We start from the raw sequence: 15,018 nt of genomic DNA on the forward strand, positions 1-15,018 counted from the left end.
TTAAGAAAGTTTTAACATTTTTTTAATTAAATCAGAACATTATGTTAAATTAGTTTAAACATATGTTTTATGTTATACAGAATCAATCTGTTAAAGCATATTAAGCATTTTTAATTTTCCTGTACTATTTTATTCTGTTATTTTTTAAATGCGATTACTTTAGTTATTTTTGCTCAAAAGATAGAAAAGCAATGTCTGAAAACATTCAACAAAAGATAGAACAGCTCCGCAAAGAGCTTCATCAGCATAATGAAAATTACTACCAACTGGATACTCCCACAATCACAGATTTTGAGTTCGACATGCTTCTGCAGGAACTTCAGGATCTGGAAGCCAGGTATCCCGAATTTTATGACGAGAATTCACCTACGGTACGTGTAGGTGGTGGTGTTACGAAGGTTTTCCCTACCATTCAGCATAAATTCAGAATGTATTCACTGGACAATTCTTACGATTTTGATGACCTTGAAGACTGGGAAAAGAGAATCATCAAAACCATTGAAGATCCTGTAGAATTTGTTGCTGAGCTAAAGTATGACGGTGCCTCCATTTCTATTCTTTATGAAAACGGAAAACTTTCACAGGCTGTGACCCGTGGTGACGGTTTCCAGGGAGATGAAATCACTCCAAATGTACGCACCATTTCAGATATTCCTCTGACTTTAAAAGGTGATTTCCCTGCTCAGTTTTTTATGCGTGGCGAAATTTATCTGACCAGAAAGAACTTTGATAAAATCAATAAGCTCCGTGAAGAAGAAGGCCTTGATCCCTTCATGAATCCAAGAAATACGGCCAGCGGAAGTCTGAAAATGCAGGATAGTGCTGAGGTAAGAAAGCGTGGACTTTCTTCTGTCCTGTACCAGTTTATTTCTGAAGATATTCCTGCAGAAACCCATTGGGAACTCCTTCAGAAAGCGCAGAGCTGGGGCTTCAAAACGTCTCAACAGGCAAAATTATGTAAAACCATGACTGAGGTACAGGAGTTTATTACTTTCTGGGACACCGAACGTCATAACCTTCCTTTTGAAATTGATGGTATCGTTTTAAAAGTAAATTCACTGCAGCAACAGAGACAACTTGGATATACAGCCAAATCTCCGCGTTGGGCAATGGCTTATAAATTTAAAGCAGAAAAAGTAGAGACAGAACTTCAAAGTGTTTCTTACCAGGTGGGAAGAACCGGAGCTATTACTCCTGTTGCTAATCTTAAGCCTGTTTTACTTGCCGGAACAATCGTTAAAAGAGCTTCTCTTCATAATGAAGATATTATCAAGAAACTGGATCTTAATGAGCATGATTTCGTGTATGTAGAAAAAGGAGGTGAAATTATCCCCAAAATTGTAGGGATAAACACCGAAAAAAGAACAGAAGCAAGTAAAGAAATTGAATATATCAAACATTGTCCTGAATGTGGTACCGAGTTGGTAAAAGTTGAAGATCAGGCCATCCATTTCTGTCCGAATGAACTTCACTGTCCACCACAGGTAGTGGGAAGAATGATTCACTACGTTTCCAGAAAAGCATTGAATATTGACAACCTGGGAAGTGAAACCATTGAACAGCTGTACAGAGAAAAACTGATCGAAAACCCTGCAGATTTCTATGTTTTGACGAAAGAACAGCTTCTTCCGTTGGAAAGAATGGCTGAGAAATCAGCTCAGAACATCATCTCAGGAATTGAGAAATCTAAAGAAATTGCTTTTGAAAAGGTATTATATGGAATCGGGATCAAACATGTGGGGGAAACAGTTGCCAAGAAACTGGTCAAAAACTTCCCGACTATTGAAGAATTAAAGAATGCTACTGTTGAAGAACTTTGCCAGGTAGAAGATATCGGGACTAAGATTGCAATAAGCATCGTTGATTTCTTCCAGAATTCTGAAAACGTATTGATGATCGAGCGTTTAAAATCTTACGGAGTACAGCTTGAAAAAGGAGAAAGCACCAATGAAGTTTTATCCAACGTTCTGGAAGGAAAAACTTTCCTTTTCACTGGAAAATTGTCATTATTTACCAGAGAATCTGCTGAGGAAATGGTAGAAAAGCACGGTGGAAAAAATATCTCAGCTGTATCCAAGAACCTCAACTATCTTGTAGTAGGTGAAAAAGCCGGAAGTAAGCTGAAAAAAGCTCAGGATATCGGAACTATTACCATTCTTGATGAACAGCAGTTTCTGGATCTGATTGAAAAGCAATAAAATTTAAAAATATTTTCACAAAAAGACCATTGAGTAATTCAATGGTCTTTTATTATTATAGAAATGAGTCGAATTAAATAATTCCTCACTTTTTATCTTCTCTCCTTCCATCCCAGATTGAAATTATAATCAATTCAGAAGCTGAAAATTCATAAAATATCAGATAATCTCTTACTATTTTTACCCTTACATTTTCAATATCTGTTTTTCTTCCAATGGCAGGATGATCTGCTAGTAATCTTACATTATATAAGATCAGCTTATTAAGTTTAATACTAAAAATTTTAGATTTATTTCTTAGCATCCAATATTCGAGAATATCTTTTCTCTCTTTATTGGCTTTAATAGTCCAAATTACTTTTCTTTTAACCATTCTTCAATATCCTGGTTGGCCTGATCTTCCGTAAGGTATGCTTTGTTCTTATATTCTTCTCTTCCTTCAGCAACTCTTTCTTTTTGCTCGGTACTAAGAACATATTCATTCTGGTCCAATTCAAAATCCAGAATCTTTTGAATTTCTTCAATAATTCTGGCTTCTTTTAATTGGGTAATCCTGTTAATTAAATCAATTTTTAAATCTGATGTATTCATCTTGTGTGATTTAAGTTCAAATTTAGAAATTTTATTTAAAACTATTTACTCAAATCATAAAATCTGCAGTGTTTGCATCATATTACTTCAGATTATATGTGCAGTCCTATTTACTTAAAAACAATAATAGTATATGGAGAACTTTCTCCGGTCTTTGGCAGAATCAGTCTGATATGTTCTTTATCCTTGTAATAATCTACATAAGGTTCTTTGGTAATGATTTTCCCTTTCTCTGTTGCTTTATACCCGTCCGCTAAAACCAGTTTAAGGTACTGATCATATTCTTTCTTTTCTTTAAATTCAAATTCAATTCTGTCTTCTGATTTTTCTTCTTTGTATTCAAACTTCCCGATTTTCGAGGTATAGTCTGGGGCTTCGTATTCTGTTAAAAGAAAACCTAAGCCTTCTGTTCTGTCATAAAACTTGAACTTTTGCTGTTTTATTTCCTTTTTAAACTCATCCATAGTAAGTTTGTTGAATCCTTTAAGCTGTTCTAATGTGAAAGTCTGGGCAGAGATCTGAATACTTAGTAAAATCAATAAAAGTCCTAGCGTTTTTCTCATTTCTATTTTTAGCGTAAATATAAAGAATAGGAGTTGAAGTTTTGTTTGAGAAAATTCTTATTAAATTCCTATTCTTTAATCAAAGCTTTCCGAAATAGCAAAATTTCTTCTTTATTTAGTCCTTCCAAAGAAATTGTGCGTTTTGTATTGGGCATCCAGTCAGGATAAAGAATCAGTTCAATATAATTGTCATATATATGAAATTCTCTCAGAACTTCCGGCTTTCTTGTATTTCTGCGATCTGATCCAAATCTCAAATTAATACACTTACCGGAAACAATGTAAAAATCTTTAGGAAACAAAAATATAGAATTCTGATTCATGAAAATTTCAAAACTACACCATCGAAATTTTTTACTATAGCTAAGATTTCCTTTAGTTACTGAAACAATGGTGCCATGGATATTTTTAAAAACTACCGCATCAGGCTGCTGATATTTTTCAATAATTTTATTTTTCTGCACATAAAAGAAAATTCTTGAGATGATAAAAACTGCTATACCTGCCAATGGCAAATAGAAAAAAGGATCCATGAATAAAAGAATAGAATTACAAATTTTTAAATAAGAAAATCAGATATTTTCCTATTCAAAGGTATAACAATAATCCTTAAGAAACCGGCAATCTGAAGTAAAACGTACTTCCATTATTCAAGGAACTCTTCACTCCTATTTCTCCATGTTGCTTTTCAATGAAGTTTTTTGAAATAGCCAGGCCCAAACCTGTTCCATTCTGATGTTCGCCGGGAACCTGAAAATAGCGGTCAAAGATCTGGCGGTGGTATTTTTCATCAATTCCACTTCCGGTATCAATAATACTGAACTGAATGAAATAATTCAGTTTCTCTACCACGATCTTAATATTTTCATCCTGAAAAGAGTGTTTCACCGCATTGGTAAGGAAGTTATTCATTACCCAGACTGTTTTATCAAAATCGGCAGTTACCGCATCACTTTCTTCTAAAAGATATTCTGTACTGATGGAGATATTTTTCTGCTCGGCAAGCTTTTCAACATTCTTTACAGCAGCCTGTACAATTTCTTTAGGCGAACATTTTTCTACAGTCAATCTGATATTTCCGGATTCTACCTGAGAAAGATTAAGCAATTCACCTGTGATATCCAGTAAACGCTGTCCGTCTTCATTGATGCTTTTCAGCAATTCCTGCTGTTGTTCGTTCAGTTCTCCGAATTTTTGATTTCCAAGGAGCTGTACACCCATTTTTATTGCTGAGATTGGAGTTTTCAATTCATGGGAAATGGTTGCAATAAAGTTGGTTTTAGCAAAATCCAGCTCTTTAAAAGGGGTTATATTTCTCAATAAAATTACCTTTCCGATGTATTTTTTCTCCTTTTCACCTGTTTTTACAATATTGATGGGGATAATATCCTGTTCAAAATAATTTTCCTTGTTATCCCGGACAATCTTAATCGGATCTTTTACCGGGTGGTCTACATTTTTCAGCAGTTCACGTATCAGATCGTTGTTGATTGCTACTTCATGAGCCGTTTTTCCAATAATATCTTCTTTATGGAGGTTGGTGATCTTCAAGGCTTCATCATTGATCATGTAGATAAAATGGTTTTCATCCAGCCCAATCACTGCATCGTGCATGTTATTGACCAATGTTTCGATACGTTTTTTATCCATCAATTGTTTGGAAAGTGTACTGCTTTCGTACTCCTGAAGTTTCTCTGCCATGGTGTTGAAGGATTCTGCCAGACTACTGAACTCTTCACTTCCTTTAAAATGAACCCTCTCATTATAATTTTTATCAGCAATCTGTTTGATACTGAAAGTAAGCTGATTGATGGGTTCTGCAATGGTTTGTGGTAAATTGAAAAGCAGAATAAAAGCAATCAGAAAACATACAGTTCCCAAACTTACAATCCAAAAAGTAGCATTTTCTGCTGTAATGATGGCGATGTCACTTTTCCTTTCTATACCTTTCATATTTAAAGACATGATCTTGGCCAGATCCTCACGGATTAGTTTTTCTTTATGGATATCAGGTGCTTTCAGATAGCTGCTGAAATGCATATTGAGGTTTTGAGTGGCTTCTCTTTCTCCAAATTCTGTAAGGTTTTTTTCCTGCAGCTTATTATTTTTTCGAAAATCTGCTATCGCAACGGTACTGTCTGTACTGATATTATCCAGCGCCAGAAGCATATTTTTAGAAAACTCCAGGCTGTTGTAATTGGCCGTAAGGATCTTTTCAGTATCGGATTTTAATTTATTGATGTATACAGAACCTATCACTGAAAGCAGAACAATCAGCAGAAATAAAAGGCCAACGCCTAAGGTAAGTTTCGTTTTAAGTTTCATTACTTTTAAGATAAAATAATAATATCTATCTGTCTTTCATTCAGCCTGTTCATGAGGGTATAGATCCAGCTGTACCCCAACAGCCGCTGCCAGAAACTGGCATGAGGTTTTCCAATGCAGACCGTTGTGATATTGTGGGCAATCACATACTCAAGAATCCCGTTATGAACACTGTTTTCTTTGATACGGACTACTTTGGCACCTAATTCCTGTGCTAAATTAAAATTATTAATCAAATACCGCTGTTTATCCAACGCTATTTTTTCCGGATTTTCTGAAGGTTTCTGAATGTACAAAACAGTCCATGGACTGTTATAATAGCTGGCTAACCTTGCTGTTTTCCTGATAATCGTTTTGGCAATTTTCTCGTTGCTGCTGATGCAGGCCAGGAATTTTATGGGTTTAAAATTTTCAGTTTTGATCTCTGTTTCTACCTTTCTTTCTACATGGGTGGCCACTTCTTTTAAAGCCAGCTCACGAAGCTGTAGAATATGCCCGCTTTGGAAGAAATTACTGAGTGCCGTCTGAATTTTTTCTTTTTTATAGATTTTCCCTTCTTTCAGTCGAGTAAGAAGTTCATCAGCGGTAAGGTCAATATTAACCACTTCATCCGCAAGCGCCAGTATTTTATCAGGAACCCTTTCTGCCACTTCTACTCCCGTGATTTTCTTTACTTCTTCATTCAGGCTTTCAATGTGCTGAATATTCATCGCACTGATAACATTGATGCCGTTATCAAGGATTTCCAGTACGTCCTGCCATCTTTTTTTATTTTTGGAACCTTCTACATTGGTATGGGCTAACTCATCGACCAAAACAACTTCAGGATGTTCATTGATAATGGCCTGCAGATCCATTTCTTCAAGATTCTTTCCTTTATAAAAGACAGATTTTCTTTCAATTTCAGGGAGACCTTCTACAAGGGCTACCGTTTCTTCTCTGCCGTGGGTTTCAATATAGCCAATCTTTACATCAATGCCATTTCGCAAAAGAGAATGCGCTTCCTGAAGCATACGGAAGCTCTTTCCTACGCCTGCACTCATCCCGATATAAATTTTGAATTTTCCTTTACGGGATTTCTGGATCAGTTCTAAAAAATCTTTTGCTGATGACATTGATTTTATTCTTTTTAATTTTACTTTAAACACGTTCAACTGTGGTTAAGCTGATTCTTAAAACCAGGCTGCAAGACTTGTTGTAATGAAGAAATTCCCTTTTCTAAATTCATCATTTTTAGCAAAAATGGCATCTTTGGCAGTAAAACCTCTTGCTTCTGTACGGAAAATCACATTTTTAAAGATCGCATAATCTACATTGAGAGAATATCCGAAAGTCTGAAATCCATTGGGAGTTTCTGTACTGATAATTACACCGTTTTTATCATTGTAATATTCCAATCTCCCTGCCAATGCCCATTTGTTATCTAATTGATATTTCATTAATACATTGGGACTGTACCAGATATTATACTGCTCACTTCCTTTTGATTTTTGCTCTGCACCTATATCAAATCCCAATACCGCAGAAAACTGATCTGTCAATTGAAAACTTCCATACAAATCATGGAAGTACCGCATTCTTTTGTCTTCTTTTGCTTTATCATTTCCTATGAATGAACTGCTGTTCAGGGTAATTTTATCATTCGGTTTATACGTCAACTGATGTCCGAAAGAAATACTCTGGTTTCCTTCCGGTTTTGCAATACGCTGCCATCCGTTCAAGACCAATCCGCTTAAAAACCATTTTCCGTTATCTGAGGTGTAAGAAATTTTGGCTCCGGTTTCAAAATACGGAGAATTTTCAGCCGCTAAACTTCTGGTCAGATTGATATTATCCTTTCCTATAGCACTTTCCCAGCCGATATGAGACGGCATAATCCCTGCATCAATCCAGAGGTTTTTATTTTTAGAAATTTTGATTCCGATATTGGCTTCATTTACATAGCGCAGTGCATTTTGTTCAGCTGCCATATTATCCTGGGCATAAGTTCCTGCCATTAAAGCAACATTAGCCCGGATATTTTCACTCTGATAATTGGCTTTAACTAAACCCAGATTAAGATTCATTTCATTGTGTCTGTTATATGAGTAGAGAAAATTTTGACGCACATGATTTCCAGGCTCATTAAAATCGTAGGTGTAAAAGAGTTCTGCATAAGCGGAAAACGTAACTTTATTTCCTCTTTTCAATGAATCTGATGATTGTGCTTTGGTTAAAAACAACCCTGATAGTGCACATATAGCTAGATATTTTTTCACTTTAGTTTTAAAGGTGTATTCATCATGTCAAAGTTTAAAACCTTGACATGATTATTGATTATTAAATGTATTATTTTAATTGATCCAAAGCAATATTAAGCTTCAGGACATTTACTTTTGATGGCCCGAAAAGTCCTAGTAACGGCTTTTCAGTTTGAGTATTAATTAAGCTTTTGATCTGCTCTTCTGAAAGGTTTCTCACTTTTGCTACTCTTTTTGCCTGGTACAAAGCTCCTTCTTCAGAAATATCCGGATCCAGACCGCTCCCACTTGCCGTAACAAGTTCTACAGGGACTTTCGCATTTCCCATTTCAGGATTTTTCATTTTTAAAGTATCAATTCTTTTCTGAACTGTTTCCAGATATTCTTCATTGCTGGGACCTTTGTTGCTCCCACCACTTCCTACCGCATTATAATTAACGGAAGAAGGACGACCGTGGAAATATTTTTCAGATTTGAATTCCTGTCCGATATTGGCATAAAACTTCTGTCCTTTATCATAGACAATTTCTCCGTTTCCTTTGTTAGGAAGTATTTTGGAACCTCCATATACAACACCCAGATAAATTCCTGTCACCACCAGCATTACAAGAGTTAATCTGAATGCTGAAACAATATGATTTTTCATTTTTTAAATTTTAATAGAATAAACTGATTACCAGATCAATGATTTTGATTCCGATAAATGGAACAATTACCCCGCCTAAACCATAAATCAAAAGGTTTCTTCTCAATAATGCACTTGCACCTATCGGTTTGTAAGCCACTCCTTTTAACGCCAGCGGAATCAGGAACGGAATGATCACTGCATTGAAAATAACCGCTGATAATATGGCTGTTTCAGGGCTGTGAAGGTTCATAATATTCAGCTTCTGAAGGGAAGGAATAAAAGTGATAAAGAGCGCCGGAATAATGGCAAAATACTTCGCCACGTCATTCGCAATACTGAAAGTTGTCAAAGTACCTCTTGTCATCAGCAGCTGTTTTCCGATTTCCACGATTTCGATCAGCTTTGTAGGATCATTATCAAGATCTACCATGTTCCCGGCTTCTTTTGCAGCCTGTGTTCCACTGTTCATGGCTACACCTACATCTGCCTGAGCCAATGCCGGAGCATCATTGGTACCGTCACCCATCATTGCGACCAGCTTACCTTCCTGCTGTTCCTTTTTGATGTAATTCATCTTATCTTCAGGTTTAGCTTCAGCAATAAAATCGTCTACTCCAGCTTTTTCTGCGATAAATTTGGCAGTCAGCGGGTTATCTCCGGTTACCATTACCGTTTTCACTCCCATTTTTCTCAGTCTTTGAAACCGTTCCTGAATTCCGGTTTTGATGATATCCTGAAGTTCAATAACACCCCACACCTTTTCATTTACAGAAACTACCAGAGGAGTTCCTCCGTTTTCAGAAATTTTGGTTACCGCATCCTGGGTTTCCTGTGGGAAGATATTCCCGGCTCTTTCAGTCAGTTTTTTTATCGTATCATAAGCTCCTTTACGGATTCTTGTTTCGTCAAAATCGATCCCTGAAGTTCTTGTTTCTGCTGTAAAATCGATATAAACAGGATTAGCAACTAATAAATCTTCGGATTTCAAAGCGCTTAATTCAATGATTGATTTTCCTTCCGGTGTTTCATCAGCTACAGAACTTAATGCAGAAGCTTTAATGAATTCTTCAAGTTGGATTCCGTTCGCAGGATGAAACTGAGTTGCCTTACGGTTTCCGATAGTGATTGTTCCGGTTTTATCAAGCAACAGAACATCAATATCTCCCGCTGTTTCTACGGCTTTACCACTTTTTGTAATTACATTCGCTCTCAATGCCCTGTCCATCCCCGCAATCCCGATTGCAGAAAGCAGACCACCGATGGTTGTCGGAATAAGACAAACGAAAAGAGATATAAATGCCGCTATGGTAATCGGAGTCTGCGCATAGTCTGCAAAAGGTTTTAAAGTGAGGGTAACAATAATAAACGTAAGAGTAAATCCTGCCAGAAGTATAGTTAATGCGATTTCGTTAGGTGTTTTCTGTCTTGAAGCCCCTTCTACAAGGGCAATCATTTTATCTAGGAAGGATTCTCCCGGTTTTGTGGTTACTTTCACTTTAATTCTGTCTGAAAGAACTTTTGTTCCTCCTGTTACAGAACTTTTATCACCTCCGGATTCACGGATTACAGGTGCGCTTTCTCCGGTAATTGCTGATTCATCAATGGTTGCAAGACCTTCAATAATCTCACCATCCATTGGTATCTGATCTCCGGCTTCGCAAAGGAAAATATCACCTAAAGTCATTTCAGCAGACATTTTCAATACTGTTTCTACCTGAAAACCTGGTTTATTATCAATGACCAATTTAGCCGGAGTTTCTTCCCTTGTTTTTCTGAGAGTATCAGCCTGTGCTTTTCCTCTTGCTTCTGCTATAGCTTCTGCAAAATTGGCAAACAAAACCGTGAAAAATAAAATAATAAATACTAAAAAGTTATAGGAAAAACTTCCCTGGGTTTTATCACCAGTCAGGCTGAACATGCTTACTATAAACATGACAATGGTTCCGATTTCCACCAGGAACATTACTGGATTTTTAAACATAATTTTCGGATTCAGCTTTACGAAGGACTGTTTTATCGCTTCGTTGACCAAATCTCTTTGAAACAATGTTTGTGACTGATTTTTCATTTTTTTGAAAGAATTTATATCATTGTAAATCAATAGTAACCATTAAGGTTCGCCAGATCATGAGGATAGATATGGATAATATTAAGTGAACGTTTCAGTAAGTTGTAAGACTAGCTTCCTAACTTTTCGGCTTCCTTAATGGTTGAATATTGATTTTAATTTTTAATGTTCACATTTTTATTTTGAGAAATACTGAATCTGCTCTGCAATAGGGCCTAATGTCAATGCAGGGAAGAATGACAATGCTGCAATCAGTAAAATCACCGCCAGGGTCATAAAGCCGAAAGTAGCCGTATCCGTTTTCAGTGTTCCGGAACTTTCCGGGATATATTTTTTCTGAGCCAGTAATCCTGCAATAGCAACAGGGCCTATAATCGGGATAAATCTTGACAGTAACAGGACAATTCCTGTTGAGATATTCCACCATGGTGTATTATCTCCCAATCCTTCAAATCCGGATCCGTTATTGGCTGCAGAAGAAGTAAACTCGTACAGCATTTCACTGAAACCATGGAAACCTGGATTATTCAATGTCTTTGCTCCGAATTCCGGTAAATAAGCCGTTAAAGCTGTTCCTGCAAGAATTAAGAAAGGGTGGAATAAAGCGACAATCATAGCAATCTTCATTTCCTTCGCTTCAATCTTTTTACCCATAAATTCCGGAGTTCGTCCTACCATCAGACCACTGATAAACACCGCCAGAATGATAAAGATGAAATAGTTCAGGATTCCGACTCCACAACCTCCGTAGAAGCAGTTGATCATCATGGCAAGCAGTTCATTCATTCCCGAAAGCGGCATTGTACTGTCATGCATAGCATTCACAGATCCTGTAGAAATTACGGTAGTGGCAATACTCCAATAACCTGATGCAGCACTTCCGAAACGGATTTCTTTCCCTTCCATAGCTCCAAGACTGTTATCTGTTCCCATTTGTGTAATCAGAGGATTTCCAGCCGTTTCATTCACAACATTCGGAATCGTAAGCGCAAGAAAACCGACTGTCATTACGGTAAAGATCACCCATGACAGTTTTCTTTTATTCAGATAAAAACCCAGTGCAAATACCAATGCAAATGGAATGATCATCTGAGTGACCATTTCTGTAATATTGGTCATATAATTGGGATTTTCAAGCGGATGTGCTGAGTTCGCTCCAAAAAATCCTCCACCATTAGTTCCTAAGTGCTTGATCGCAACAAATGCAGAGACAGGACCTCTGGAAACATCAGCCTTCTGACCTTCCAATGTGATGATATGGTCTTTTCCTTCAAAAGTCATCGGACTTCCGTTGATAGAAAGAATTAAAGCAACAATTACACTGATCGGAACCAGGATTCTTATTATTGATTTTGTGAAAAAATCGTAGAAATTGCCTAATTCTGTGCTAGTTTTTTCTTTAAAAGCTTTAAAAAGAACCGCCATTGCCGCCATCCCTGTCGCTGCCGTTACAAACTGCAAAAACATCAGATAAAGCTGGCTCAGGTAGCTTACTCCTGTTTCTCCCGAATAGTGCTGTAGATTACAGTTTACCAAAAACGAAATGGTCGTATTAAAAGCCAGATCAGGTGACATATTCGGGTTTCCATCAGGATTTAAAGGAAGCCAGGCCTGGTTCAGTAAAAGCAGAAAACCAATGATGAACCAGATCAGATTGATCGCCAGCATGGCATACATATTCTGTTTCCAATTCATCTGACGGGCAGGATTAATCCCCGATATTTTATAAATGAACTTTTCAATGGGTTCAAAAACCGGATCAAGAAAAGTTTTTTTGTATCCATAAACATTAGCTATGTATTTACCTAAAAATATTCCGATAACTAATGTGACAGCAAACATTGCTATAATGCCTAAAATTTCTGTATTCATGACCAATTAAAATTTTTCAGGTTTAATTAAAACATAACAGATATACACAAAGGCAAGTATTGAGAGGAAAAATAAACTCCACATAATTTATATTCTATCAAAAAATTCAACTGATTTATATAAAAGCCAAAACAATACTGCAAAAAGCAGGATTAAACTTATAAGCATCATATCTTAATCATTAGGGTTAAAAGAGTCAGTAATACGTACGATACAATCAGCAGACTAAAAGTAGAATGCTCCCGTTTTTTAAACGTTTTTCTTGAAATTGTCATTTTTAAATATTTTATTCAGAGACTATATGCCAAAAGAAAGTCCATTTTGAAAAACAACCATTTAAAACACTGAATAACAATAAATTAAATCATATCATCAAACCATATAAAAACAGAAAAGCCTATCAAAATGATAGGCTCTTTATTAAAATGATAATCAATTTATTTTAATCCGTATTCTTCCAGTTTACGGTATAGCGTGGCAATGCCAATCTCAAGTAATCTGGCTGCTTCCGCTTTATTTCCTTTTGTATATTGTAATACTTTCTGAATATGTATTTTTTCCAGCGAACTGATACTCAGCGAATCACTTTCCGGAACGGCTTTTTCAGAATAATGAGGAAGGCTGTCGGCATCCAGGATATTATTATCCATCAAAATTAAGCTTCGTTCCACGGCATTTCTCAGTTCACGAATATTTCCCTTCCAGTCGTTTTTCTCCAGTGCTTTATAATAATCCGGGCTTACCTGAACAGATGACAAATGAAGTTTATGAGAAAAAAGGTCAATAAAGTTCTTCGCAAGTACTTTCAAATCTTCCTTTCTATTGCGCAGAGGTGGAAGACTGATTTCAAATACATTCAGTCTGAAATAGAGGTCTTCTCTGAAGTTTCCCTGCTTTATTTCATCTTCCAGATCTCTGTTTGTAGCTGCGATTAATCTGAAATCAGATTTTGAAACTTTCGTCTCACCCATTTTGATAAATTCTCTGGTTTCCAAAACCCTGAGAAGCTTGGCCTGAAGTTCTATCGGCATCTCGCCAATTTCATCCAGAAACAAAGTACCTCCGTTAGCTTCTTCAATCAATCCCTTCTTATCTTTAACAGCTCCTGTAAAAGCCCCTTGTTTATGCCCGAAAAGCTCGCTTTCCAGAATCTCTTTACTGAATGCCGAGCAGTTGATCGCCACAAAGCTGTTTTTCTTTCTGTCACTACCTTCATGAATCGCACTGGCAAAGACTTCTTTACCCGTTCCTGTTTCTCCCGTAAGCAAAACAGCAGCATCCGTTAAAGCTACTTTTTCAGCCAATTTCTTGGCTTGTAAAATTAAAGGTGATTTCCCTATGATCTGGTCAAACCCTTTGGTGACAACTTGTTGTCCCATTCTGGATTTGTTATCCTTTACCTTTTCAAGAGCTTTATATACCAATGGGATAATTTTTTCATTGTCATCACCTTTCACCAGGTAATCATACGCTCCATTCTTCATAGCCTGCACTGCATCAGTAATATTACCGAAGGCCGTCATCAGAATAATTTCCAGCTGAGGATATTTGCTTTTAATAGACTTTATCAATTCTACTCCAAAAGCATCAGGCAAACGGACATCGCTTAAAACAACATCAAAATCATATTGCTCCAGCATTGTCATCGCTGAACGTGCCGTAGAAGCTTCTTTTACATTAAAATTTTCTTGGGAGAGGATCATTCCTAATAACTTAAGGAGTTTGATCTCATCATCGATGATCAGAATGTTTCCTGACATTATAATTATTTTTGGAAAACTGATACAAACTTATTGAATTTATTTGAGGAAAATAGGGATTATAGAGAATAGTTTTATGAACGACTCTGAAATTTCGGGAGCATTCTCCCGCTATCCATTCATACTCCTCACGCCAGCGCTTTCCTACACTCAAACCCACAGCTCTCCCACGCAAGCTGCGGGGTAACCATTGCTATCGGGGCTAGGGATGAGACGAATGACGAACGATTAATTATGAATGATGAGTTGCGGGATTCGGGATTCGCGTTACGTTTTACTGAGGTTCAGATTATAAATAATAGTTTTATCCTATTCAATAGGAGCGGGCCGTCATCCTGAGCGTAGTCGAAGGAAGCCGTTTACTCAAATATTGTCTTTGTCCGGCTTTAGCCAAAATTTATTATTTGGTAAGACATTCGTTGAGGAAAATGATACAATACAATCCCGTATTGTTTAGACTCCTTCGGAGTGACAAGGATGTGTTATCAATGATAAGTGACAAGTGATAAATAATAAATGATGAGGGATCAATGATGTATAATCTCTGATACTGATGACAATAGAACGATGAATCATTACTGGTTGTTCATTACCAATCAATCATTGCTCATTGCTGATTACTTATCTTTTAGGATTGTGCTGGTTGGGTATACAGCAAAAAAAAATCCTTTATCATAAGATAAAGGATTTTTAAAAATAAAATAAAAACTGGCGGCGGCCTACTCTCCCGCTTTCGCAGTACCATCGGCGCTGGTGGGCTTAACTTCTGTGTT

At 36.7% G+C, this 15,018-nt stretch carries 13 protein-coding genes; 1 reads left to right on the forward strand and 12 read right to left on the reverse strand.

The features are described from left to right. Positions 1-191 precede the first annotated feature (191 nt). Positions 192-2,198, forward strand: a complete 2,007-nt coding sequence (ligA, locus tag FN817_RS17600) for an NAD-dependent DNA ligase LigA (protein ID WP_142719075.1) — start codon at positions 192-194, stop codon at positions 2,196-2,198. 85 nt (positions 2,199-2,283) lie between these two features. On the opposite strand, the gene FN817_RS17605 is transcribed toward ligA, so the two are convergent. The 12 genes from FN817_RS17605 to FN817_RS17660 form a co-directional block, all read right to left on the reverse strand. After that, positions 2,284-2,571, reverse strand: a complete 288-nt coding sequence (locus FN817_RS17605) for a type II toxin-antitoxin system RelE/ParE family toxin (protein ID WP_142719076.1) — start codon at positions 2,569-2,571, stop codon at positions 2,284-2,286. After that, entirely contained in the window at positions 2,553-2,789 is a 237-nt protein-coding gene (locus FN817_RS17610; RefSeq protein ID WP_142719077.1) for a hypothetical protein, read from the reverse strand. Before FN817_RS17610 ends, FN817_RS17605 begins: the two co-directional genes overlap by 19 nt. A 110-nt stretch (positions 2,790-2,899) precedes the next feature. After that, on the reverse strand, positions 2,900-3,352 hold the full coding sequence (locus FN817_RS17615) for a hypothetical protein (RefSeq protein WP_142719078.1): 453 nt from the start codon (positions 3,350-3,352) through the stop codon (positions 2,900-2,902). A 68-nt stretch (positions 3,353-3,420) separates the two neighbouring features. After that, positions 3,421-3,885: a hypothetical protein gene (locus FN817_RS17620; RefSeq protein WP_142719079.1), complete on the reverse strand. Its 465-nt coding sequence runs from the start codon at positions 3,883-3,885 to the stop codon at positions 3,421-3,423. 76 nt (positions 3,886-3,961) lie between these two features. Beyond that, the gene (locus tag FN817_RS17625) at positions 3,962-5,677 is read right to left on the reverse strand and encodes an ATP-binding protein (RefSeq protein WP_142719080.1); all 1,716 of its coding nucleotides are present in this window, start codon (positions 5,675-5,677) and stop codon (positions 3,962-3,964) included. 5 nt (positions 5,678-5,682) lie between these two features. After that, the gene (locus FN817_RS17630) at positions 5,683-6,792 is read right to left on the reverse strand and encodes a sensor protein KdpD (protein ID WP_142719081.1); all 1,110 of its coding nucleotides are present in this window, start codon (positions 6,790-6,792) and stop codon (positions 5,683-5,685) included. Between the two features lie 57 nt (positions 6,793-6,849). Then, on the reverse strand, positions 6,850-7,935 hold the full coding sequence (locus tag FN817_RS17635) for a porin (RefSeq protein WP_142719082.1): 1,086 nt from the start codon (positions 7,933-7,935) through the stop codon (positions 6,850-6,852). A gap of 70 nt (positions 7,936-8,005) precedes the next feature. Next, entirely contained in the window at positions 8,006-8,563 is a 558-nt protein-coding gene (kdpC, locus tag FN817_RS17640; RefSeq protein ID WP_142719083.1) for a potassium-transporting ATPase subunit KdpC, read from the reverse strand. Positions 8,564-8,573: 10 nt separating this feature from the next. Further along, on the reverse strand, positions 8,574-10,613 hold the full coding sequence (gene kdpB, locus FN817_RS17645) for a potassium-transporting ATPase subunit KdpB (RefSeq protein ID WP_142719084.1): 2,040 nt from the start codon (positions 10,611-10,613) through the stop codon (positions 8,574-8,576). A gap of 177 nt (positions 10,614-10,790) precedes the next feature. Then, complete coding sequence (kdpA, locus tag FN817_RS17650; protein WP_142719085.1) at positions 10,791-12,485, reverse strand: potassium-transporting ATPase subunit KdpA; 1,695 nt, start codon at positions 12,483-12,485, stop codon at positions 10,791-10,793. A gap of 6 nt (positions 12,486-12,491) precedes the next feature. Continuing rightward, entirely contained in the window at positions 12,492-12,569 is a 78-nt protein-coding gene (locus FN817_RS23620) for a potassium-transporting ATPase subunit F (RefSeq protein WP_077415921.1), read from the reverse strand. 353 nt (positions 12,570-12,922) lie between these two features. Further along, a complete protein-coding gene (locus tag FN817_RS17660) occupies positions 12,923-14,245 on the reverse strand; it encodes a sigma-54-dependent transcriptional regulator (RefSeq protein ID WP_142719086.1) in 1,323 nt (440 codons plus the stop codon). Between the last annotated feature and the right edge of the window lie 773 nt (positions 14,246-15,018).

Origin of the sequence: Chryseobacterium rhizoplanae (assembly GCF_900182655.1) — a bacterium.
GTDB classification, from domain to species: Bacteria; Bacteroidota; Bacteroidia; order Flavobacteriales; family Weeksellaceae; genus Chryseobacterium; species Chryseobacterium rhizoplanae.

Excerpts from the sequence above, each read along its gene's own strand:
- ligA (WP_142719075.1), top strand. The coding sequence starts at position 192 with ATGTCTGAAAACATTCAACAAAAGATAGAACAGCTCCGCAAAGAGCTT.
- FN817_RS17605 (WP_142719076.1), bottom strand. The coding sequence starts at position 2,571 with ATGGTTAAAAGAAAAGTAATTTGGACTATTAAAGCCAATAAAGAGAGA.
- FN817_RS17610 (WP_142719077.1), bottom strand. The coding sequence starts at position 2,789 with ATGAATACATCAGATTTAAAAATTGATTTAATTAACAGGATTACCCAA.
- FN817_RS17615 (WP_142719078.1), bottom strand. The coding sequence starts at position 3,352 with ATGAGAAAAACGCTAGGACTTTTATTGATTTTACTAAGTATTCAGATC.
- FN817_RS17620 (WP_142719079.1), bottom strand. The coding sequence starts at position 3,885 with ATGGATCCTTTTTTCTATTTGCCATTGGCAGGTATAGCAGTTTTTATC.
- FN817_RS17625 (WP_142719080.1), bottom strand. The coding sequence starts at position 5,677 with ATGAAACTTAAAACGAAACTTACCTTAGGCGTTGGCCTTTTATTTCTG.
- FN817_RS17630 (WP_142719081.1), bottom strand. The coding sequence starts at position 6,792 with ATGTCATCAGCAAAAGATTTTTTAGAACTGATCCAGAAATCCCGTAAA.
- kdpC (WP_142719083.1), bottom strand. The coding sequence starts at position 8,563 with ATGAAAAATCATATTGTTTCAGCATTCAGATTAACTCTTGTAATGCTG.
- kdpB (WP_142719084.1), bottom strand. The coding sequence starts at position 10,613 with ATGAAAAATCAGTCACAAACATTGTTTCAAAGAGATTTGGTCAACGAA.
- kdpA (WP_142719085.1), bottom strand. The coding sequence starts at position 12,485 with ATGAATACAGAAATTTTAGGCATTATAGCAATGTTTGCTGTCACATTA.
- FN817_RS23620 (WP_077415921.1), bottom strand. The coding sequence starts at position 12,569 with ATGTGGAGTTTATTTTTCCTCTCAATACTTGCCTTTGTGTATATCTGT.
- FN817_RS17660 (WP_142719086.1), bottom strand. The coding sequence starts at position 14,245 with ATGTCAGGAAACATTCTGATCATCGATGATGAGATCAAACTCCTTAAG.